Genomic DNA, 18161 nt, shown 5'->3' on the forward strand with positions numbered 1-18161 from the left:
AGGTCAACGCGAAGGATCGCATTACTGAAAAGCCCGGCAAGCGCCGGGCTTTTTGGAATGCCTACCTGAGGCAGAAGCCGAAAGACCGGTATGCCGGCGATCATTAAGGAAAATGAATATGAAAAAGTACGCACGTATTGTTGATGGCAAAGTCGACAACATCTTCGAAACCGTTAACGCCATCACCGACGAATTTCCATCCGATCAACTCTGGGTGGAGGTTACCGGGTTGTCCAGCAACCAGGTCGACTACTCCTACAACGCAGTCAACACCGACGGTGTATGGACTTTCAACTCGGGTTTCCCTTACCCAAGTTCGCCATTGGGTGAGCAGCTGCGCAATGAAAAGACTCAACGGCTCGACAAGGTCAAGGCCAGCGTTGAATCCACTGCGCTGCAATTCAAAATCGACCTGGGCCTTGCCACTGCCGCCGAGGCCGCTTACCTGCTCGCTTACAAGCAGTTTTGCGTCGCCTTCCATCAAGTCAACAAACAGCCGGGTTTTCCGCTGACCATCATTTGGCCCGAGATTGCCTAAACGCGCTTCGGTTCGTTGATACCGTCCCTCAATACACGGGACCGCATGACTGAAAAGCCCGGTCATCACCGGGCTTTTTTGGCACCTCGTACGAAGTCTATCAACCTCATCCACAGAAAGGATTCGGCACAAGCCAGGAGGCGTCGTGATGTTGAAAAATTGCAGATGTGGGCAATGCAAAAGACTGCTCGCCCGAGTGGGTGAGTACACCGAGCTCCAGATCAAATGCTCCCGATGCGGAACATTGAATCACGTGAAGGCCGCGAGCCTTGAGCGATCGCCGTTGAGCGACAAAGAAGCGGCACATGCCGCAACTTCCCAATTGGCATAGAGCTGTTGGGTTAATCGTTCAGGAGAAACATATGCAACGTTTTACAGGTGTAGCCCAATCGTTCATGAATGCGTGCGAAGCGATCGCACCCGTTGCTGGTGTGGAGATGGAGGATCTAGTCAAGAAAACCTTCAATCGTCCAGCGCAGGCAGAGGAGATGTTCCAATTCAAATTGCTGATGGACGGAGGTTATTTCTCCAACGAAGGCGTTGGCCCGAAGGGCACGCCACTTTATCAACTGACGTGGAAGGGTTATGCGTTGCTGCAGGCTATGCGCCGTAACGAAAACGTTTGATAGCGGGTATGCGATGGGGGCAACTCACCGGCATTGCCTGAGTTCTGCGCCCGGTAACGTGGTTGAAGGGCAGGCTCGTCGATGGGCAGGCCTGCTATCCGAAGCAAAATCAGGACGATGGTCTTCGACAGGTAGCGTGGAAAGACACGCGCCCCCTATTTATGGCCTCGTATTCGCGGGGCCTTTTCGTTACGCAATTCACCTCAGGAGGCGTGACATGACAAACGAGCAACAAGCGTTGCTGGACATGCCGATCTGGCTGGTCATCGTGCTCGCCCTGGTGGGCGGGGTAACCGGCGAAATGTGGCGTGCCGACAAGGAGGGCGCTCGTGGCTGGTCATTGCTGCGGCGTCTGGCCCTGCGTTCCGGGGCCTGCATGATTTGCGGGGTCTCGGCCATCATGCTGCTGTACGCCGCCGGCCTGTCGATCTGGGCGGCCGGCGCGTTCGGCTGCCTTACGGCGATGGCCGGCGCCGATGTCGCCATTGGCCTTTATGAGCGCTGGGCGGCCAAGCGGATCGGCGTGTGTGAAGTGCCGCCGCGTGATTCCCGCCCGGATCAATAAAGCCAGGTTCCTTTGCCGTTCTGGCATCCCCGGTCCGCTGCATGAACCCTCGCAGCCGGACGCCTCGAAATTTGAATGGAAGCCACTTATGTCCCTCGACATCGATAAGCCGTCGCGTCTGTTTTTTGCCATTGCCGATGCGCTGCGTGCAGTTGGCCCGGGTTTGAAGGTCGGAAGTCGTCAGGACTTCGACGGCACGTTCGATCAGGCGTGGGTCCTGATCGCCATCGAGCGCAATGCATCCGGCAACCGCGCCCATGACGGGCGCATCGCTCATGTCTTGACGCTCTCGCTGCAGATCATTGTGCCGCCGACGCTGAGTAATCCGGGATTGGCCGCTGGCGATCTGGCGAGCGTACTCAAGGGATTGGCCACGGATAACCGTTGGGGCCTGCCGGGTAGCCAATGCGACCTGCCCATGAACATCGATGCCTTGCCGTCGACGCTCATCAGCGGTTCGCAGGAGTACCTCGCCTGGACCCTTTCCTTTACCCAGACGATTTACCTCGGCGCATTGCTGCTGGAGGACCCGCTGGGCATTCCGAAATTCGCCAAAACCTGGGAAGTCTCGAACATCGACGACCCGGACCAATACACCGCACTTGAGGGCTGAGCCATGTTCGATGCGCTTTTACGTCAGCAGCTCGGCCCGATCATTGAGCGTCTGGCCGAGATGGAGGCCGAACTTGAAGACGTGCACCGGCGCAGCGACAGCCTGTGTCGTATCGGCGTGTGCCAGGAAGTCGATGCGGCCAGCAATACCTGCCGGGTCAGTCACTCTGGATTGCTGACGCCGGCCATCCGTTTTTTCAACCCCAGCGCCGGGGCGCAAAGTGAGTCGCGGATCCCCTCGGTCGGCGAGCAATGCCTGTTGCTGAACCATGGCGGCGGCGAGGGCGGCGCTCAATCCGTGGCGTTGTTCGGGCTTAACGGCAATCGGTTTCCACCCGCCTCGACCCAGGCTTCGCTGACGCGTCGCCTCTATCTGGACGGTACGGAAAGCGGTTACGACGACGCCCTTCATGCCTTGCACTGGAAGAACGGCCCGGCGGCGTTCAATGGCTCTCGCGAAGCGCTCGAGTTGAATCTCGGCCCGGCGAGACTTGCGATCACGCCTGAGGCCATCGAACTGCAACTGGGCGCGGTCGGCTTGCGACTCGACGCTTCCGGTGTGCACCTGAGCGGCCCGGTGGTGGATCACCAGGGACGCGTCATCAGTACCGCATAAAGAGTTTCCCATGATCGGAATCGAAAGAAACACCGGGACGGCGGTCGATGACTGGCCGCAGTTTGTACAGCGCGCAACTCGAGCGCTGACCACGCCGTTGGGTACCCGGCAGAAGCGTCCTTTGTATGGCTCGCTGATCCCGGAACTGCTGGGCCGCAACCTCGGCGACGACCTGCTGATGCTTGCCCAGAGCCACGCGGCACAGGCGTTCTACAACCCGCAGAACGGCATCGATGATTTCCAGCCGCAGGTCATTGTGGCCGGCCGGCAAGGTGCCGGGCTGGTCCTGCGATTCGCCGGCACCTGGCAAAACCGCAAACAGACCTTCGAGGTGGTGACATGAGCATGTTGATACCCGGCCAGAACCAGTTGGCCGAACCTTCGATCGTCACCGTCGAAGCGTTCGAGGATTTGCTCGCCGAGTTCAAGACGTTTGTCGTCGAGTACGTCGGCGCCCGCGCTCCCGAGTCGGCGGCAAAGATCAAGGTCAGCCTCGAAAACGAAAGCGAGTTGCTGACCCTGGCCCTTGAGGCCTTTTGTGTGCGCCTGCAAATCCACGAACGCAAATACAACGCCCGCATCAAGCAGATGCTGGCCTGGTGGGCGACTGGCAGCAACCTCGATGCCCGCCTTGCGGACATGGGGCTTGAGCGTCAGTTGCTGGACCCTGGCGACCCGGCGGCATTCCCGCCGATTGCGCCCGTTTACGAAAGCGACGACGACGCCCGGTTGCGTTATTACCTGGCGCCGCACGCACCGGCCGCCGGTTCACGCATGCAATATCGCCGCGAGGTCTTCACCCTCGGCGAGCGTCCTGTGGTGAAGGTGGACACTCATGCACCGGGTGAGGTGACGGTCGCGTACACCTTCGACCCGGACGGTTACGCGGCGCAGGTCAAGGACGGCAATGGACGCCGCACCGCGCCCGGTGAAGTGATGGTCACGGTGCTGGCTCGGGAGGGCGATGGCACCGCGTCCGATGACCTGCTCGACGGCGTGCGCCGGCACTTCGCCCGGCCTGACGTCCGACCGGAAACGGATCGGGTCACGGTGCAAAGCGCCCATATCAAAAACTACAAAATCCGCGTCGTCGCCCGAATCAACGCCGGCCCTGATTCGGGGCTGACCAAGGTGGCCGCGCAACAGCAACTGCAAGCGTATGCCCAGAGCTGTCATCGACTGGAAGGGCGGATCGATCCGAGCTGGATCGACTACACGCTGCATAACGCCGGCGCGGTTCAACTGGACATTCTCGAACCGGTCGAGCCGATTGTGACGACGGCGTTTGAGGCGCCTTACTGCACCGGGGTCGAGGTCGAGGTACTCACGTTATGAGTGACCAGACGCCGCGCCCGAGCCTGTTGCCAGCCAACAGCTCACCGTTGGAAAAAGCCCTCGATATTGGCTTCGGTGTATTGCTTGACCGCATCGCGCCGCCGTTTCCCGAGCTGATGAACCCGGCCTCGACGCCTCAGGCATTTCTGCCTTATCTCGCAGCGGATCGTGGTGTCAGTGAATGGAGTGCCGAAGCTGCCGAGGCGGAAAAGCGTTTGACCGTTGAACTGGCCTGGCCCACCGCACGACAGGCCGGGACACGTCAGGCCCTGGAAAACGCCGCGAAAGGATTGCGGTTAATGCCCGAGGTGCGTGCCTGGTACGAGCAGACACCGCCGGGCGCGCCTTACAGCTTTTCCGTCAGGGCGTTTACCGAGCAACCCTACAGCGAAGAAATCGACGCTCGTCTCGACCGGCGTCTGGCGGACGCCAAAAGCGAACGCGACGTTCTGTCGGTGTCCGTCGGCTTGAGCGCATTCGGCAGTCACGTCATCGGCGCGGCGACGGTGTGCGGCGAGCTGACCACGGTGTATCCGATTGTCATCGAAGGGCTTGAAGCCTCGGGGCAGGCCTTCATGGCCGCCGGGCTCTACGCCGTTGAAACATCCACTATTTATCCTCAGGGGTCCTAAATGGCCGACTATTACACCCTGCTTACCAATGCGGGGATCGCCTACGAAACTGCCTGCAAGGCGGCAGGCGTGCCGATCAAACTGTCGCAGATTTCGGTCGGTGACGGCGGCGGCGTGGTTTACAACCCGGCGGCAACCGCCACGGCGCTTAAACGAGAAGTGTGGCGCGGGCCGCTGAACGCGCTGTTCCAGGACGAGAAAAATCCGAGCTGGCTGCTCGCCGAAGTGACCATCCCGCCAGAAGAGGGCGGTTGGTATGTGCGTGAAGCCGGGCTCTGGACCGACACCGGCATCCTCTACGCCATCGTCAAATACCCGGAGTCGTTCAAGCCAGTGCTGGCGACCTCGGGATCGGGGAAAGAGTTCTACATTCGCTCGATTTTCGAGACCAGCAATGCGTCGCTCGTGACGCTGTTGATCGACGATACGGTGGTCAAAGCGACGCGGGCGTGGGTGATGGGTTATCTCGCCGACGAACTGGCGAAGCTGGATGGCAAGCAATCGGTTCGCGTGGCTACCACGGAAAACATCGTGCTCAGTGGTGCGCAGCAAATCGACGGCGTTGCGGTGCTTTCCGGGCAGCGCGTGCTGGTGACGGCGCAAACGCTGGCGAAGGATAACGGTATTTATGTTGCGGCCAACGGCGCCTGGGTGCGGGCGACGGATGCCAACGCCACCGCCAAGGTGACGCCGGGCCTCACGGTGATGGTCGAGGAGGGCGCGGCGAATGGTGATTCGCTTTGGCACCTGGTCACGAACGGGCCGATCACGCTGGGGACTACGGCGCTGAGCTTTGAAATGCTGGCCGGTAGAACGGGGATTCAGGCGGGGACTTACAAGAGTCTGACGGTTGATAAGTACGGCCGCGCCATTGCCGGTGACAACCCGACCACCGCGGCGGGTTACGGGCTGACCGATGTTTACACCAAGGCGCAGGTGGAGGCATTTGCACTGGGTGTCGCAGGTGACCGGGTTGGCGAGGTCACGCACTTCGCAATGGTCACGCCGCCTGCCGGCTTTTTGAAGCGCAATGGGGCTGCAGTTTCGCGCACGACCTATGCCGCACTGTTCGCCAGAATCGGCACTTATTACGGCGTGGGGGATGGTGCGACCACGTTCAATCTGCCGGATTCCCGGGCTCATTTCGATCGAGGATTCGATGACGGGCGAAACGTCGACCCGGGTCGTGTTTTCGGTAGTGTCCAGGCGAGTCAGAACGCTGCCCACGTGCATACCGCCAGTGCGGCGGTCGCCGGCGCCCACACACACGGTATCTGGATCAATCTGGATCGGGGGCCAGGTACCGAAGGCAATGCTGTGTGGGGTGATGAGCCTTGGTACGGGTCTGCAGGAACCACCACCAGCTCAAACGGAGATCACACTCACGCGATCACCATTGCCAGTTCCGGTGGCACTGAAGCACGACCACTCAACACGGCGTTTCTCGCCTGTATCAAATATTGATCAGATCCCTATTGGAGTTTTTGAGAATGTCAGACGAACGCATTGCCTCGAAAGGCGAGGTGTCCTGGTGGCTCGCTGATGAGGTCACGCCACCGACCATCTGCAATGTGCACCCCATTACTGAAGAGTTCATCGGCATCGGGGTCGCGGATCCCAGCCCATTGGAACCTTTCACCTGGTTGATTCCCGCGCATGCTTATCAGTGTGAGCCACCCGCGCCGCAGGCTGGTCACGTGGCTGTCAAGGTGACAGGCGGGGGCTGGAAGCTGGTTGCGGACCACCGCGGGTTAACGGTCTTCAGCACCGAGACCGGAGAGTCTCAAGTCTGGGAACTTCTGGGCGACTTGCCTGAAGGTTTTACGCTGGAAGCCCCGGCGACCCGTTTCGATAAATGGCAGGATGATCACTGGATCGTCGATGAGGTCGCGACGACACGGGCCCTGAAGAATAAGGCCGCCAGGAAGAAAACGCTGTTGACGCAATTCAGCGCGAACATGATTTCCACATTGCAGAACGCGTTGGATCTGGAGATTGCCAACGAACGCGAGATTGCGGATCTCAAGTTCTGGAAAATCTACGGTGTCGAGCTGAATCGTGTCGATGTCGTTGGGCAGGCACCACAGGACAGCGAATGGCCGAGCAGCCCCAACGACGCCTTGGCCGCTGCCTGGCTTGTGTCTCAGGGCTTTGATGATCCACCTCTGGAATCCTTCATCACTCCTCAATAACGCCCCGCACCGCCGGGGCGTTTTCTTATCCGCAACACAAACACAAACACAAACACAAACACACACACACACACACAACACCCGACAGCCCCTTACCCAAGGGGCTTTTTCGTTTATGGAGAAACAGAAATGGCAGAACGCCAAACGTACACCGTGCTCCTTCCATTCCCTACCGGGGGTGGCCACTGGTCGAGCATCGGCCAGGAACTGCAACTGCTCGATGTGGAGGCCAGTGCGCTACGCAGCGCTGGTCGTCTGGAGCTGAAAAAAGCCGAGGCTGCCGATTCGGCCTCTACATCCACCGCAGCGAAAAAAGCTGCTGCCAAGAAGGCTGAATAACCATGGCTGAGGTTTTGAACTTCGAGCACAACGGCATCACCGTCAATGCCACCGAATCCCCCGAGGCCATGGGTGGCCTGGGTGACAACGTCATCGGTCTGATCGGCACCGCGCCGAAGGCAGACCCGTTGATTCCACGCAATGCGCCGTTCCGCATCAACAGCTTCACCACCCAGGCGCTGCTCGATCCGACCGGCACCGAGGCAGGCACGCTGTATCACGCGGTCTTCCAGATCCTGAAAGTGGTCAAGGTGCCGGTCTACGTGGTCATCGTCGAAGAAGGCGCGACCCCGGCGGACACGCTGAACAACGTCATCGGCGGTGTCGATCCGCTGACCGGCCGCAAGCTCGGCCTCGCGGCACTGGGCAGCGTGCCGGAAGACCTGACCATCATCGGCGCGCCGGGCTTCACCAGCACCAAAGCCGTGGCCGGTGAGTTCGCCTCGTTCGGCAAGCGCATCAAGGCCCGTGTGGTGCTCGACGGCAAGGATGCCGCGGTCGCCGATCAGGTGACTTACAGCCAGGAACTGGGCGGCGCGGAACTGGGTTTCGACCGCTGCCTGCTGGTGCACAACATGCCGTCGGTGTACTCCAAGGCCGCGAAGAAAAACGTGTTCCTGTCGCCTTCGAGCCTGGCCATCGCGGCCCTGGCCAAGGTCAAGCAATGGGAGAGCCCGGGCAACCAGGTGACCTTTGCCGAGGACGTTTCGCGGGTCGTGGAATACAACATCCTCGACACCTCCACCGAGGGCGATCTGCTCAACCGCTACGGCATCAGCTACTACGCCCGCACCATCCTCGGCGGCTTCTCGCTGCTGGGTAACCGTTCCATCACCGGCAAGTTCATCAGCTACGTCGGCCTGGAAGATGCGATCAGCCGCAAGCTGGTCAAGGCCGGCCAGAAAGCCATGGCCAAGAACCTCACCAAGTCGTTCATGGACCAGGAGGTCAAGCGCATCAACGACTGGCTGCAAACCCTGGTCGCCGACGAAACCATCCCCGGTGGCAGCGTGTACCTGCACCCGGAATTGAACAGCGTCGAGAAGTACAAGAACGGCACCTGGTACGTGGTCATCGACTACGGCCGCTACGCGCCGAACGAACACATGGTTTATCAACTCAATGCCCGCGATGAAATCATCGAGCAGTTCCTGGAGGACGTTCTCTAATGTTTACCAACCGCGTAAGACAGGCCATCGCGGCCACCCTGCAAGGCTTGCCGTTGTCGGCCACCGTGGAAGAGTTCACCCCGCCGAAGATCGAATTCGATATGGAAGCGATGGCGGGCGGGCGCTTCATCGCCGAAGAAATGATCAAGAGCGGCAAAGTGCTGGGCGCGACCCTCATTTTGCAAGGCGTCGGCGCCGAAGTGATGCTCTCCCTCGGCGTGAAGCTGGGCGACGACATTTTGTTGAACGTCCGTGAAGCCGGTCAGGATCAGGATGGCAACACCTGGTTCACCTACCACACCGTCGGCGGCAAGCTCAAATCGCTGACCGAGGCCAAGCTGAAGATGGGCGAAAAACCCCTCACCACGCTTGAGCTGTCCTGCCGCACCTACAACCGCCTGGAAAACGGCATCCCGGTGATCGACATCGACGTGCGCACCCAGAAGTTCGTGCTCAACGGCGTCGACATTCTCGGCGACGCCCGTCGCGCGGTGTTGATCCCTTAAGTCGCACTGCGAGCACCGATTTGTAGGAGCGAGACCGGCTTGCCGGCGAATGCGGATTCACATTCAAAAGTGATGTCGACTGACACAACGCTTTCGCGAGCAGGCTCGCTCCCACAAAGAGCAGTGCTCAACGCCTTTCCATGATTCATCAAGGAATTCATTTCATGTCCTGGACTCCACCTGTTCACGCCTTGTTGTCGCCGATTACTGCTGACGATCAGTCGGCGATCGAGCAGATTCAACTCAAACCGTTGTACTACGCCGCACAGAAAGAGGCCCTGGCCCGTGCCGGCGATGATGAGGACGATCAGTTCTTCGAGCTGGCGCTGCTGGCCACCGGTTTGTCGGTCAAGGAACTCGATCAACTCAAACGCCCGGACTACGTGAGCATCGCGCAGTACGTGCATGAGATGTCGACCTTGCCGACGTCGCATTTCCTTGAACAAGCGGACGAGGGTGAACAACCGTCGACCGATCCCGACGAAGTGAGCTTGCTGCAACCGCTCACCGTGGCGGGTCGCACCCTGACCACGCTGACCCTGGAAATGCCGGTGCTGCGTGCGACCAAGGCGATGAAAAAACTCAAGACCGCCAAGGAGCGCGCCGAATTCATCACGGCCCATTGCACCGGCCTGATGCTACCCGATCTGGCCAGTTTGACCGTGCCTGACTGGACACAATTGCAGGTGCGAATCGACGATTTTTTAAACAAACCGGCGGCCTTCTTTCGGAGCGCGACATCGAAGTAATCCTCGATGTGGTGCCGCTCATTTACCCGATAAATGAAGCGGACATTCTGGAATGGGACGTCGGCAAGGCCTTGCGCCGCTACGACATTGCGATCACTCGCCTTGGCGTCAAACAGGAGTAGAGGGGGATGGCGGACGATAAATATTCGCTCAAGAACACAGCCATCAATGAAGACTGGCTGAAGTTTCGCGAGGTGGGCCTGAGCAGTGCCGTGTCATCGCTGGTGACGGGGGAGGGCACAGAGGATCTGGCGCCCGGTTTCAGCCAGGTGCTGGCCACACTGAGTCTCAAAATCAGTCTGCTGACCACCGCACTGGAATCGTTGAACCTGACGTTTTCCTCGCCGCGCTCGTTGATGCCGGCAACAGGTTCCAGCGCGAAGACGGCGTTGGCCAGTCGGCAAAGCAGCGCAAGAGAGGCGGGTGGCAGCATTGAGATGCCGGTGCTGTTCAAGCCGGGCAGCGTGAAGAACGCTGGTGAGGCTGATCGTTCACCCGAGCGTCGGCGCGAGACGGTGATGGAGTCAAACCAGAGCGTCGTCAGTGTCCCGCTGATGGCTGCCGCAATCTCTGCGTCGGCGTTCAGAACGCCGGCCATGATGGATTCAGAGAAGCAGGCCGGCTGGCGGATACCTTTGAAGCTCGACAGTCCCGAGGTAATTGATCAGCCGCAGATCATCAATCGCCCTGGGAAAATACCCGGCGATCAACAGTCGAACATCGACAGCGTTCGCGACAATCATTTACCCGTGGCCACCGGCAATACACCGCCCGTGGCGGCAGAAAGCACACCAGCCTCCCTCAGCCCTCGGCTCAGTGGTTTGAAGGACACTGCCACGGCAGTCTTGCCGTATTTGGCAGTCCTGTTCACACCCGTATTCGACGAAATGAAAAATCAGATGGCCAAGCGGCTTTTGGGAGCGGCATCTGCCCGGCTTCCAAAACAGTTCGGTCAGGTGTTTTCCGAAGATTTCAGAGATAAGGCTCGGGCGAACAAAGAGGACGCAAGCGAGGTAACTCCGCGTCCTGGACCTAGAGATGGCCCGACCGTGCGTGTCAGTCCACGAGGCTCGCGCGGTGCTTCACGTCTGATGGCGATGGGGGCCTCGATGCGCTCGTTGACCCGCCGTGCACCCGGACCATTGAAAGCCGTCGGTGCGGCGATGGACGTCGTCGGCGGCGTAATGACCGGCAATCGCCGCATGCTCGGTGCCGGTCTTGGTGCAGCAGGGGGCGGCTGGGCGGGTGCGACCGCCGGTTCTGCGGTGGGCGCCACGTTAGGCAGTGTTGTTCCTGTGATCGGCACCGCCATTGGCGGCGTTCTGGGTGGCCTGATTGGAGGCTGGCTGGGCAGTGAGTCGGGTGCAGCACTGGGCGAAAAACTCGCCGCCCCGACAACCGACCGCCTGGCCTCGCCAGAACAGGTCAACAAAGAACTGACCAGCGCACCAGCACAAAACCAGCAGATCAATTACTCACCGTCGATTCAGGTCACCTGCACCGGTGGGGAGAGCTCCGAGCACATCCGGACGATCGTGGCGCAGCAGCTGCAAACGCAGTTCCACGGCGAGTTTGTTCCACTGATGTCCACCAACGCCCTCGCCACCCGACGTGGTGCGGCCCTGACCGATGGAGGCAGGTAATGCGCCAGCAAATGATCCTGGGCAGTTTCATTTTCGGCCTGTCCCGCAACTTCGCCTACCACAGCATCGTGCACACATCGGACGGTGGCTGGGTGGAACTGGACATTGTGACCGGCAAGCCGAAATCCAGTCAGACCGGGCAAAAAGCCCAGACGCTGAAAATTACGGGGACGTCGATGTACGCGGTGGCCATGGAGCGGCTCGATGAACTGCGCACGTTGCAGGAACAGCGCAAACCGGTGCCGTTGGTGGATGGCATCGGACGCAACTGGGGGCTTTGGCGAATCAACGCGGTGACGGAGACCCAGAGCGTGATCATCGATGACGGCACGGCGATGGTCGTCGGTTGGGTAGTAGACCTTTCGGAGTTCATCCATGCGTAGAGTTCGAAGTGTGGCCGGTGATTCGGTGAACCTGTTGCTGTATCGCGAACTGGGTCGCTGTGACGATCCCGTCGAAGAGGCACTGTGGCAGCTCAACCCCACCCTGACGGAACAGGGGCCGGTACTGCCCGCGGGAGTCTGGGTGGTCCTGCCGGAAATTGACTCACAACCTGTGGTGACCACGCTGGTTACCGCGTGGGATTAAGGAGGTTCCATGACATTGGGTTTCACGCCAGCGGTACATATTTACGGGGACAACGAGGTCCTGATCAACAAGCGCCTGATCAGTTGGGAGCACATTGATGCCGCCGGTATCGAGTCCGATCAATTGACGTTGACGCTCGATCTGGAAGGGCTTGAGGGGCTGCCGATCCTGGGCGGCAAGATTGGCCTGAAGGTCGGTTACGTGGAGTCCGGTGTGGTGGATAAGGGCCAGTTCACGGTGTCTCGCCTGACGCCGACGTTGTTCCCGCTGCGCTTGACGCTGGTGGCAACCGCAGCACCGTTCAGTGCCGATGACAAGACCGGCTTCCTGCAGCGTCGATCGGCCAGTCATGGGCCGACCACCCTGGGTGCGCTGTTTCGCGAGATCGCTAAGCGGCACGGTTTTTCGCCACGGGTGGCACCCCAACTGGCACTGAAAAAAATCGACCACATCGATCAGTCCAACGAAAGTGACATGGCGTTTTTGACTCGCCTCGCCGGCATATACAAGGCCATCGCCAAACCGATAAATGAGCTGTATGTGCTGGCGCTCCCAAGTCAGACCAAGTCACTGTCGGGCAAGGTGTTGCCCCAGGTGAAACTGTCGGTGACCACCAACAATCGACCCGGCGATCGCGCCTTCATTTCCGCCACGCTCGATGACACCGTCCGGGCGAAAAACCAGGGCTGCAAGACGAGTTGGTGGGACGCGGCAGCGGGGGTGGTGCGGGTGATTGAAACCGGTAGCGCGCCGTTCAAGGTCATCGGTCGGCTCTGCCAGAATGAAACGGAGGCCAGGGACGTCGGTGAGGGAGAAGTACGCAAATTGCTGCGTGAAAAGCTCAAGGTGAAAATCAGTTGCCCGGGCAATCCGGCGTTGTCCGCCGAGGGTGTCTTGTTGCTCGACCAGTCCTGGCCGGATTTCCTGCGCGGGTACTGGTCGATCGAAAAGGTCATTGCCAGCGGTGACAAATATCAAAGCTATCGCTGCATGATCGAGGCGAAGTGTCCGGACGCCACGCAATAACGCAATCAAATGCACTTGCGCCGGTCTGGCGGATCAATGGCGAACGGAACATCACTCATGCCGCTTACTGTCCTGCAATTACAGCAAATACTTCCCAACGCCCGCAGCCAAGCGGGCGTTTTCATTTCTGCTCTCAATAGCGCCATGGATGGCCATGACATCAACACGCCCAAACGCAGCGCCGCTTTCCTTGCGCAAGTCGGTCACGAATCCGGGCAGTTGCACTACGTGCGCGAACTCGGCGGTGATCAGTATTTGAGCAAGTACGACACCGGCACCCTGGCCGCTCGTTTGGGCAATACACCCATGCCCGACGGTGATGGCCAAAGGTACCGAGGCCGTGGGCTGATCCAGATTACCGGCCAGCATAATTACCAACAGTGCAGCCTCGGATTGTTCGGCGACGAGCGTCTGCTGCAGTTGCCGGAACTGTTGGAGCAACCGCAATGGGCCGCCGAATCCGCCGCCTGGTTCTGGGCGCAAAACGGCCTCAACGAGTTGGCTGATCGTGACCAGTTCAACAGCATCACCCGCCGGATCAACGGGGGGTTGAACGGGTTGCAGGATCGTTTGCAACTCTGGGCGCGGGCGAGGGCGGTGTTATGCCAGCCTTCGGTTTGATCCCGGGGTCGTGGCGGGTGGTTGGCGTTGTTGTGTTGCTGGCTGTGTTGGCTGGTGGCTCGGCAACGCTGGCCTGGCGATTTCAGGATGGGCGTTATGGGCGGCAATTGGCGGAACAGGCCAGGGCACACGCCGAGATGCTCAACCAACTGACCCTGGCGGCCGCCACTCGACAGCAGGCCGAGCAGGATAAACGGCTGGCGCTGGAACAGCGGCTATCGGCCAGCGAACAAACCCATTATCGAGCGCTTAGCGATGCCCAACGTGATCAAGGTCGCTTGCGCGATCGTCTTGCCACTGCTGATGTGCGGCTGTCAGTCCTCCTCGATGCCCATGACGCTGCCTCAGCCTGTGCAGTGCCAACCGCCGCCAGCACCGGCAGCGTGGATCATGGCGCCGTTCGAGCCCGACTTGACCCTGCGCATGCTCAACGAATTATCGCCATCACCGACGCCGGCGACCGTGCACTGATTGCGTTGCAGGCTTGTCAGGCCTATATCAGGGCGCTCGGTCGCTAACATTTTGATCGATCCTGTAACTTGCAAGCGTGATCCGCTCGTGTACGGTAGTCCCATTCCGCCCACTCAGGAGATGACCGTGAAAGAAATCACCCAACTGGCCGCTGAACTGGGCAGACGCCTGCAGGTTCTCAATGCTCATGTCACCGCAGCCGAATCCTGTACCGGCGGCGGCATTTGCGAGGCGATCACCCGGATTCCGGGGAGTTCGGCGTGGTTCGAGGCCGGTTATGTGACGTACTCCAACCGGCAGAAGACCGAGCAACTGAATGTCCCGGTCGGGTTGTTTACGACGGTGGGGGCGGTCAGTCGTGAGGTGGTTGAGGCCATGGTACGAGGCGCGCAGGAGAAAAGCCGGGCGCGTTTTGTCGTGGCGGTTAGCGGTGTGGCGGGTCCGGATGGCGGTTCGCCGAACAAGCCGGTCGGCACGGTCTGGCTGGCCTGGGGTGTGGGGGAGCGGGTGTTCAGCGAGGTGCAGCACTTCCCCGGCAACCGCGATGAGGTCCGCCGACAAACGGTGAAGGCCGCGCTAGAGGGGCTGCTGCGCCACGCCTCGGGAGAAATCTCAAATCAGGGGTAGGCGATCCTGAATCGCTGTGGAATAATACTGGCTACTTATACAGGTGTTGGCCGTCAGGCCTTATTGATTACGTGAGGACTTTAATGGACGACAACAAGAAGAAAGCCTTGGCTGCGGCCCTGGGTCAGATCGAACGTCAATTCGGCAAGGGTGCCGTAATGCGTATGGGCGATCAGGACCGTCAGGCGATCCCGGCTATTTCCACTGGCTCTCTGGGTCTGGACATCGCGCTCGGCATTGGCGGTCTGCCAAAAGGCCGTATCGTTGAAATCTACGGTCCTGAATCCTCCGGTAAAACCACGCTGACACTGTCGGTAATCGCCCAGGCTCAAAAAGCCGGCGCGACCTGCGCATTCGTCGACGCCGAACACGCCCTCGATCCTGAATACGCCGGCAAGCTCGGCGTCAACGTCGACGACCTGCTGGTTTCCCAGCCGGACACCGGTGAGCAGGCCCTGGAAATCACCGACATGCTGGTGCGTTCCAACGCGGTTGACGTGATCATCGTCGACTCCGTAGCCGCCCTGGTTCCAAAGGCTGAAATCGAAGGCGAAATGGGTGACATGCACGTGGGCCTGCAAGCCCGTCTGATGTCCCAGGCGCTGCGTAAAATCACCGGTAACATCAAGAACGCCAACTGCCTGGTGATCTTCATCAACCAGATCCGTATGAAAATCGGCGTGATGTTCGGCAGCCCGGAAACCACCACCGGTGGTAACGCGCTGAAGTTCTACGCATCGGTTCGTCTGGACATCCGTCGTACTGGCGCGGTGAAAGAAGGTGATGAAGTCGTCGGTAGCGAAACTCGCGTCAAGGTTGTGAAGAACAAGGTTGCTTCGCCGTTCCGTCAGGCCGAGTTCCAGATTCTTTACGGCAAGGGCATCTACCTGAACGGTGAGATGATCGACCTGGGTGTTCTGCACGGTTTCGTCGAGAAGTCCGGTGCCTGGTATGCCTACGAAGGCACCAAGATCGGTCAGGGCAAGGCCAACTCGGCCAAGTTCCTGGCGGACAACCCGGAGATCGCGGCGAAACTTGAGAAGCAGCTGCGTGACAAACTGCTGACCCCAGCTCCGGACGTCAAAGCATCGCCAGTCAAAGAGACTGAAGATGACCTGGCTGACGCTGATATCTGATTGATCCGATGACCGCCGTACTCGATACACTCGTCGCGGTGCGGCGAACCGCAATGGACCTGCTCGCGCGACGCGAGCACGGTCGAGTCGAGCTGACGCGTAAACTGCGTCAGCGCGGCGCTCTCCCCGAAATGATCGACACAGCACTTGACCGCTTGACGGAAGAGGGCCTGTTGTCCGAATCCCGTTACCTCGAAAGCTTCGTTTCCTACCGTGCCCGTTCCGGCTATGGCCCTTTGCGTATTCGCGAAGAGTTGAGCCAGCGTGGCCTGCAACGCAATGACATCGAACTCGCACTGCGCGAGAGCGGTATCAACTGGCAGGAACAACTGGAAGATACCTGGCGACGCAAGTTTGCCGGGCATTTACCGATAGACGCCCGGGAACGCGCCAAACAGGGACGGTTCCTCGCTTATCGGGGGTATTCCATGGAAATGATCAACCGCTTGTTCAGCGGTCGAGGAATGGATGATTAAACAAAAACGGCCCGCTATTTCGATAGCGGGCCGTTTTTTTTTGCCTCTTCATAACGTTCCGGGAAACTCAGGCAACTCGCCCCACCTGTAGGAGCCGGCTTGCTGGCGATGGTCGTTAACGATTACGTGTGCTGCCTGAATGAACGCGCCGCACTTGAGTCCATCGCCAGCAAGCCGGCTCCTACAGGTGGGGCGAGTACACTACCGAGCAGCGAGGTCGAGCTTTAGCTCACCTCGCCAGCTGCTGCCGTGCTTTTCCTCACGTAACCTTTGACGGTTCCCGCGTGCGTTGTTGCGCCTGGGGTTTGGACTGCGCCCAGTTTTCCGGCAGGTTGATGTAGTCCACCAGTTCGCGCAGTCGTCCATGATCACGGGCGTTAAAGGTGAAGGCCAAGCGAGCGAGGTGGCTGAACTGCGGTTCGTCGTGCTCCTCGCCGCTGTAGGCATGCTGATGGAAGTGATCGCTCAGGCACAGGTCGGCGAACGCTTGTTGCATGTGTTCGAGCGCAGCGTCACTGAGCTTGTGGTTCATGCGGATCACGAACTGATGCTTGAGCCAGCGGCTGGAGTGGAAGTTGCTGTAGAACTGATTGATCTGCTCCACCGCCTCCTCGGCGCTGTAGACCAGGCTCACCAGCTTCATGTCGGTCGGCAGGATGTAGCGGTTCTCCTCCAGTTGATTGCGGATGAAATCCAGTGCGCCTTGCCAGAACGTGCCACCTGGAGCGTCCAGCAGCACCACCGGCACCAGCGGGCTTTTACCGGTTTGAATCAGTGTCAGCACTTCCAGCGCTTCATCAAGGGTGCCGAAACCGCCAGGGCACAAAACCAGCGCATCGGCTTCCTTGACGAAGAACAGCTTGCGGGTAAAAAAGAAGTGGAACGGCAGCAAGTTGGTGGTGCCGTTCACGGTGGGATTCGCATGCTGCTCGAAGGGCAGGGTGATGTTGAATCCCAGGCTGTGTTCAAGGCCGGCACCTTCGTGGGCGGCCGCCATGATGCCGCCGCCTGCGCCGGTGATCACCATCAGGTCGGAGCGCGCCAGTGCGGCGCCGAGTTCCCTGGCCAGGCCATACAACGGGTGTTCTATCGGTGTGCGGGCCGAGCCGAATACCGTGACTTTGCGCCGTCCGCGAAACTGTTCGAGCACACGGAAGGCGTGTTCGAGTTCGCGCAGGGCTTGCAGGGTGATCTTGGCATTCCAGCGGTTGTGATCTTCCTGGGCCATGCGCAGCACGGTCAGGATCATGTCGCGGTAGATCGGGATATTCGGGCTGTTGGGTGAAACCAGGTTGAGTTGCTCTTCGACCTTGCTGATGAGGTCGTGGCCGCTTTCTTCGAAATGACGGCTGAGGAGGTCATTCGGTTGGTAAGGCATCAACTTCTCCTTCCATACAGGCTCTGTTGTTCCTTTGGATGAAAGAAACATTCGCATCGGAAAACGCAAACCAGGCAGCCCCTTTTCTGCCCTGAAAAGTGAACGGGAACACTATGAATCTAGACCCTCTAGATGGTTTTCGCTGACTTGATCATTGCGCTGCAAAGTCTTTCCTGGCAACCGCTTATTGACGATTTGCAAGGTGATTTCACCGCTCGTCTGAACCTGCGCCAAGTGTCCGGCACTCTGATTTACTAAATTACAGACGTGACACGACAACTTTGCGTCAAAGGCAGGGCGCACGGTACAAGCGGTT

25 protein-coding genes and 1 pseudogene are annotated in these 18161 nt (G+C 59.5%); 25 read left to right on the forward strand and 1 reads right to left on the reverse strand.

Translation table 11 applies throughout. The annotated features are described in order from the left end of the window. Positions 1-118 precede the first annotated feature (118 nt). The 24 genes and pseudogenes from IB254_RS15105 to recX all read left to right on the forward strand — a co-directional run bounded on the left by IB254_RS15105 (position 119) and on the right by recX (position 16467). Positions 119-538: a tail fiber assembly protein gene (locus IB254_RS15105; protein ID WP_192417917.1), complete on the forward strand. Its 420-nt coding sequence runs from the start codon at positions 119-121 to the stop codon at positions 536-538. Positions 539-686: 148 nt separating this feature from the next. Continuing rightward, on the forward strand, positions 687-869 hold the full coding sequence (locus IB254_RS15110; protein WP_192417974.1) for a Com family DNA-binding transcriptional regulator: 183 nt from the start codon (positions 687-689) through the stop codon (positions 867-869). Between the two features lie 31 nt (positions 870-900). Beyond that, complete coding sequence (locus tag IB254_RS15115; RefSeq protein ID WP_008039325.1) at positions 901-1164, forward strand: hypothetical protein; 264 nt, start codon at positions 901-903, stop codon at positions 1162-1164. Between the two features lie 217 nt (positions 1165-1381). After that, positions 1382-1729, forward strand: a complete 348-nt coding sequence (locus IB254_RS15120) for a phage holin family protein (RefSeq protein ID WP_008039324.1) — start codon at positions 1382-1384, stop codon at positions 1727-1729. An 88-nt stretch (positions 1730-1817) separates the two neighbouring features. Beyond that, a complete protein-coding gene (locus tag IB254_RS15125; protein ID WP_192417918.1) occupies positions 1818-2342 on the forward strand; it encodes a hypothetical protein in 525 nt (174 codons plus the stop codon). A 3-nt stretch (positions 2343-2345) separates the two neighbouring features. Continuing rightward, the gene (locus tag IB254_RS15130; protein WP_008039320.1) at positions 2346-2957 is read left to right on the forward strand and encodes a phage baseplate assembly protein V; all 612 of its coding nucleotides are present in this window, start codon (positions 2346-2348) and stop codon (positions 2955-2957) included. A gap of 10 nt (positions 2958-2967) precedes the next feature. Then, a complete protein-coding gene (locus IB254_RS15135; RefSeq protein ID WP_192417919.1) occupies positions 2968-3300 on the forward strand; it encodes a phage baseplate protein in 333 nt (110 codons plus the stop codon). Then, positions 3297-4292 (forward strand): baseplate J/gp47 family protein, encoded by a 996-nt coding sequence (locus IB254_RS15140; RefSeq protein WP_192417920.1) that lies wholly within the window; start codon positions 3297-3299, stop codon positions 4290-4292. The genes IB254_RS15135 and IB254_RS15140 overlap by 4 nt, the downstream gene beginning before the upstream one ends. Next, positions 4289-4924, forward strand: coding sequence for a phage tail protein I (locus IB254_RS15145; protein ID WP_192417921.1), 636 nt, complete (start codon positions 4289-4291; stop codon positions 4922-4924). The genes IB254_RS15140 and IB254_RS15145 overlap by 4 nt, the downstream gene beginning before the upstream one ends. After that, a pseudogene (locus IB254_RS15150) lies at positions 4925-6175 on the forward strand (phage tail protein); the annotation flags it as partial. 239 nt (positions 6176-6414) lie between these two features. Next, positions 6415-7116: a tail fiber assembly protein gene (locus IB254_RS15155; protein WP_192417923.1), complete on the forward strand. Its 702-nt coding sequence runs from the start codon at positions 6415-6417 to the stop codon at positions 7114-7116. Between the two features lie 129 nt (positions 7117-7245). Continuing rightward, positions 7246-7455: a hypothetical protein gene (locus IB254_RS15160; protein ID WP_008039310.1), complete on the forward strand. Its 210-nt coding sequence runs from the start codon at positions 7246-7248 to the stop codon at positions 7453-7455. A gap of 2 nt (positions 7456-7457) precedes the next feature. Then, positions 7458-8624 carry a phage tail protein gene (locus tag IB254_RS15165; RefSeq protein ID WP_192228508.1) on the forward strand — a complete coding sequence of 389 codons (1167 nt, stop codon included), beginning with the start codon at positions 7458-7460 and terminating at the stop codon, positions 8622-8624. Next, on the forward strand, positions 8624-9130 hold the full coding sequence (locus IB254_RS15170) for a phage major tail tube protein (RefSeq protein WP_008039308.1): 507 nt from the start codon (positions 8624-8626) through the stop codon (positions 9128-9130). The genes IB254_RS15165 and IB254_RS15170 overlap by 1 nt, the downstream gene beginning before the upstream one ends. Positions 9131-9294: 164 nt before the next feature. Continuing rightward, on the forward strand, positions 9295-9879 hold the full coding sequence (locus IB254_RS15175; RefSeq protein ID WP_192417924.1) for a phage tail assembly protein: 585 nt from the start codon (positions 9295-9297) through the stop codon (positions 9877-9879). 128 nt (positions 9880-10007) lie between these two features. Then, positions 10008-11522: a hypothetical protein gene (locus IB254_RS15180; protein ID WP_192417925.1), complete on the forward strand. Its 1515-nt coding sequence runs from the start codon at positions 10008-10010 to the stop codon at positions 11520-11522. Beyond that, on the forward strand, positions 11522-11905 hold the full coding sequence (locus IB254_RS15185) for a phage tail protein (RefSeq protein WP_192417926.1): 384 nt from the start codon (positions 11522-11524) through the stop codon (positions 11903-11905). Before IB254_RS15180 ends, IB254_RS15185 begins: the two co-directional genes overlap by 1 nt. Beyond that, the gene (locus tag IB254_RS15190) at positions 11898-12110 is read left to right on the forward strand and encodes a tail protein X (protein ID WP_192417927.1); all 213 of its coding nucleotides are present in this window, start codon (positions 11898-11900) and stop codon (positions 12108-12110) included. Before IB254_RS15185 ends, IB254_RS15190 begins: the two co-directional genes overlap by 8 nt. Positions 12111-12119: 9 nt before the next feature. Then, a complete protein-coding gene (locus tag IB254_RS15195) occupies positions 12120-13136 on the forward strand; it encodes a phage late control D family protein (protein ID WP_192417928.1) in 1017 nt (338 codons plus the stop codon). A 57-nt stretch (positions 13137-13193) separates the two neighbouring features. Beyond that, on the forward strand, positions 13194-13757 hold the full coding sequence (locus tag IB254_RS15200; protein WP_192417929.1) for a glycoside hydrolase family 19 protein: 564 nt from the start codon (positions 13194-13196) through the stop codon (positions 13755-13757). After that, positions 13739-14275, forward strand: coding sequence for a lysis system i-spanin subunit Rz (locus IB254_RS15205; protein ID WP_192417930.1), 537 nt, complete (start codon positions 13739-13741; stop codon positions 14273-14275). Before IB254_RS15200 ends, IB254_RS15205 begins: the two co-directional genes overlap by 19 nt. 79 nt (positions 14276-14354) lie before the next feature. Continuing rightward, the gene (locus IB254_RS15210; protein WP_192417931.1) at positions 14355-14855 is read left to right on the forward strand and encodes a CinA family protein; all 501 of its coding nucleotides are present in this window, start codon (positions 14355-14357) and stop codon (positions 14853-14855) included. A gap of 83 nt (positions 14856-14938) precedes the next feature. Next, entirely contained in the window at positions 14939-15991 is a 1053-nt protein-coding gene (gene recA, locus IB254_RS15215) for a recombinase RecA (protein WP_017336758.1), read from the forward strand. Between the two features lie 8 nt (positions 15992-15999). After that, positions 16000-16467 carry a recombination regulator RecX gene (recX, locus tag IB254_RS15220; RefSeq protein ID WP_008039293.1) on the forward strand — a complete coding sequence of 156 codons (468 nt, stop codon included), beginning with the start codon at positions 16000-16002 and terminating at the stop codon, positions 16465-16467. Between the two features lie 259 nt (positions 16468-16726). On the opposite strand, the gene IB254_RS15225 is transcribed toward recX, so the two are convergent. Further along, positions 16727-17845: a TIGR00730 family Rossman fold protein gene (locus IB254_RS15225; RefSeq protein ID WP_192417932.1), complete on the reverse strand. Its 1119-nt coding sequence runs from the start codon at positions 17843-17845 to the stop codon at positions 16727-16729. A gap of 132 nt (positions 17846-17977) precedes the next feature. Between IB254_RS15225 and IB254_RS29665 the strand changes: the two genes are divergently transcribed. Beyond that, positions 17978-18103, forward strand: coding sequence for a hypothetical protein (locus IB254_RS29665; protein ID WP_259331695.1), 126 nt, complete (start codon positions 17978-17980; stop codon positions 18101-18103). The last annotated feature ends 58 nt before the right edge of the window (positions 18104-18161 follow it).

Origin of the sequence: Pseudomonas sp. PDM03 (assembly GCF_014852385.1) — a bacterium.
Classification (GTDB): domain Bacteria; phylum Pseudomonadota; class Gammaproteobacteria; order Pseudomonadales; family Pseudomonadaceae; genus Aquipseudomonas; species Aquipseudomonas migulae.

Coding starts and splice junctions, on each gene's coding strand:
- IB254_RS15105 (WP_192417917.1), top strand. CDS start 119: ATGAAAAAGTACGCACGTATTGTTGATGGCAAAGTCGACAACATCTTC.
- IB254_RS15110 (WP_192417974.1), top strand. CDS start 687: ATGTTGAAAAATTGCAGATGTGGGCAATGCAAAAGACTGCTCGCCCGA.
- IB254_RS15115 (WP_008039325.1), top strand. CDS start 901: ATGCAACGTTTTACAGGTGTAGCCCAATCGTTCATGAATGCGTGCGAA.
- IB254_RS15120 (WP_008039324.1), top strand. CDS start 1,382: ATGACAAACGAGCAACAAGCGTTGCTGGACATGCCGATCTGGCTGGTC.
- IB254_RS15125 (WP_192417918.1), top strand. CDS start 1,818: ATGTCCCTCGACATCGATAAGCCGTCGCGTCTGTTTTTTGCCATTGCC.
- IB254_RS15130 (WP_008039320.1), top strand. CDS start 2,346: ATGTTCGATGCGCTTTTACGTCAGCAGCTCGGCCCGATCATTGAGCGT.
- IB254_RS15135 (WP_192417919.1), top strand. CDS start 2,968: ATGATCGGAATCGAAAGAAACACCGGGACGGCGGTCGATGACTGGCCG.
- IB254_RS15140 (WP_192417920.1), top strand. CDS start 3,297: ATGAGCATGTTGATACCCGGCCAGAACCAGTTGGCCGAACCTTCGATC.
- IB254_RS15145 (WP_192417921.1), top strand. CDS start 4,289: ATGAGTGACCAGACGCCGCGCCCGAGCCTGTTGCCAGCCAACAGCTCA.
- IB254_RS15155 (WP_192417923.1), top strand. CDS start 6,415: ATGTCAGACGAACGCATTGCCTCGAAAGGCGAGGTGTCCTGGTGGCTC.
- IB254_RS15160 (WP_008039310.1), top strand. CDS start 7,246: ATGGCAGAACGCCAAACGTACACCGTGCTCCTTCCATTCCCTACCGGG.
- IB254_RS15165 (WP_192228508.1), top strand. CDS start 7,458: ATGGCTGAGGTTTTGAACTTCGAGCACAACGGCATCACCGTCAATGCC.
- IB254_RS15170 (WP_008039308.1), top strand. CDS start 8,624: ATGTTTACCAACCGCGTAAGACAGGCCATCGCGGCCACCCTGCAAGGC.
- IB254_RS15175 (WP_192417924.1), top strand. CDS start 9,295: ATGTCCTGGACTCCACCTGTTCACGCCTTGTTGTCGCCGATTACTGCT.
- IB254_RS15180 (WP_192417925.1), top strand. CDS start 10,008: ATGGCGGACGATAAATATTCGCTCAAGAACACAGCCATCAATGAAGAC.
- IB254_RS15185 (WP_192417926.1), top strand. CDS start 11,522: ATGCGCCAGCAAATGATCCTGGGCAGTTTCATTTTCGGCCTGTCCCGC.
- IB254_RS15190 (WP_192417927.1), top strand. CDS start 11,898: ATGCGTAGAGTTCGAAGTGTGGCCGGTGATTCGGTGAACCTGTTGCTG.
- IB254_RS15195 (WP_192417928.1), top strand. CDS start 12,120: ATGACATTGGGTTTCACGCCAGCGGTACATATTTACGGGGACAACGAG.
- IB254_RS15200 (WP_192417929.1), top strand. CDS start 13,194: ATGCCGCTTACTGTCCTGCAATTACAGCAAATACTTCCCAACGCCCGC.
- IB254_RS15205 (WP_192417930.1), top strand. CDS start 13,739: ATGCCAGCCTTCGGTTTGATCCCGGGGTCGTGGCGGGTGGTTGGCGTT.
- recA (WP_017336758.1), top strand. CDS start 14,939: ATGGACGACAACAAGAAGAAAGCCTTGGCTGCGGCCCTGGGTCAGATC.
- recX (WP_008039293.1), top strand. CDS start 16,000: ATGACCGCCGTACTCGATACACTCGTCGCGGTGCGGCGAACCGCAATG.
- IB254_RS15225 (WP_192417932.1), bottom strand. CDS start 17,845: ATGCCTTACCAACCGAATGACCTCCTCAGCCGTCATTTCGAAGAAAGC.
- IB254_RS29665 (WP_259331695.1), top strand. CDS start 17,978: ATGGTTTTCGCTGACTTGATCATTGCGCTGCAAAGTCTTTCCTGGCAA.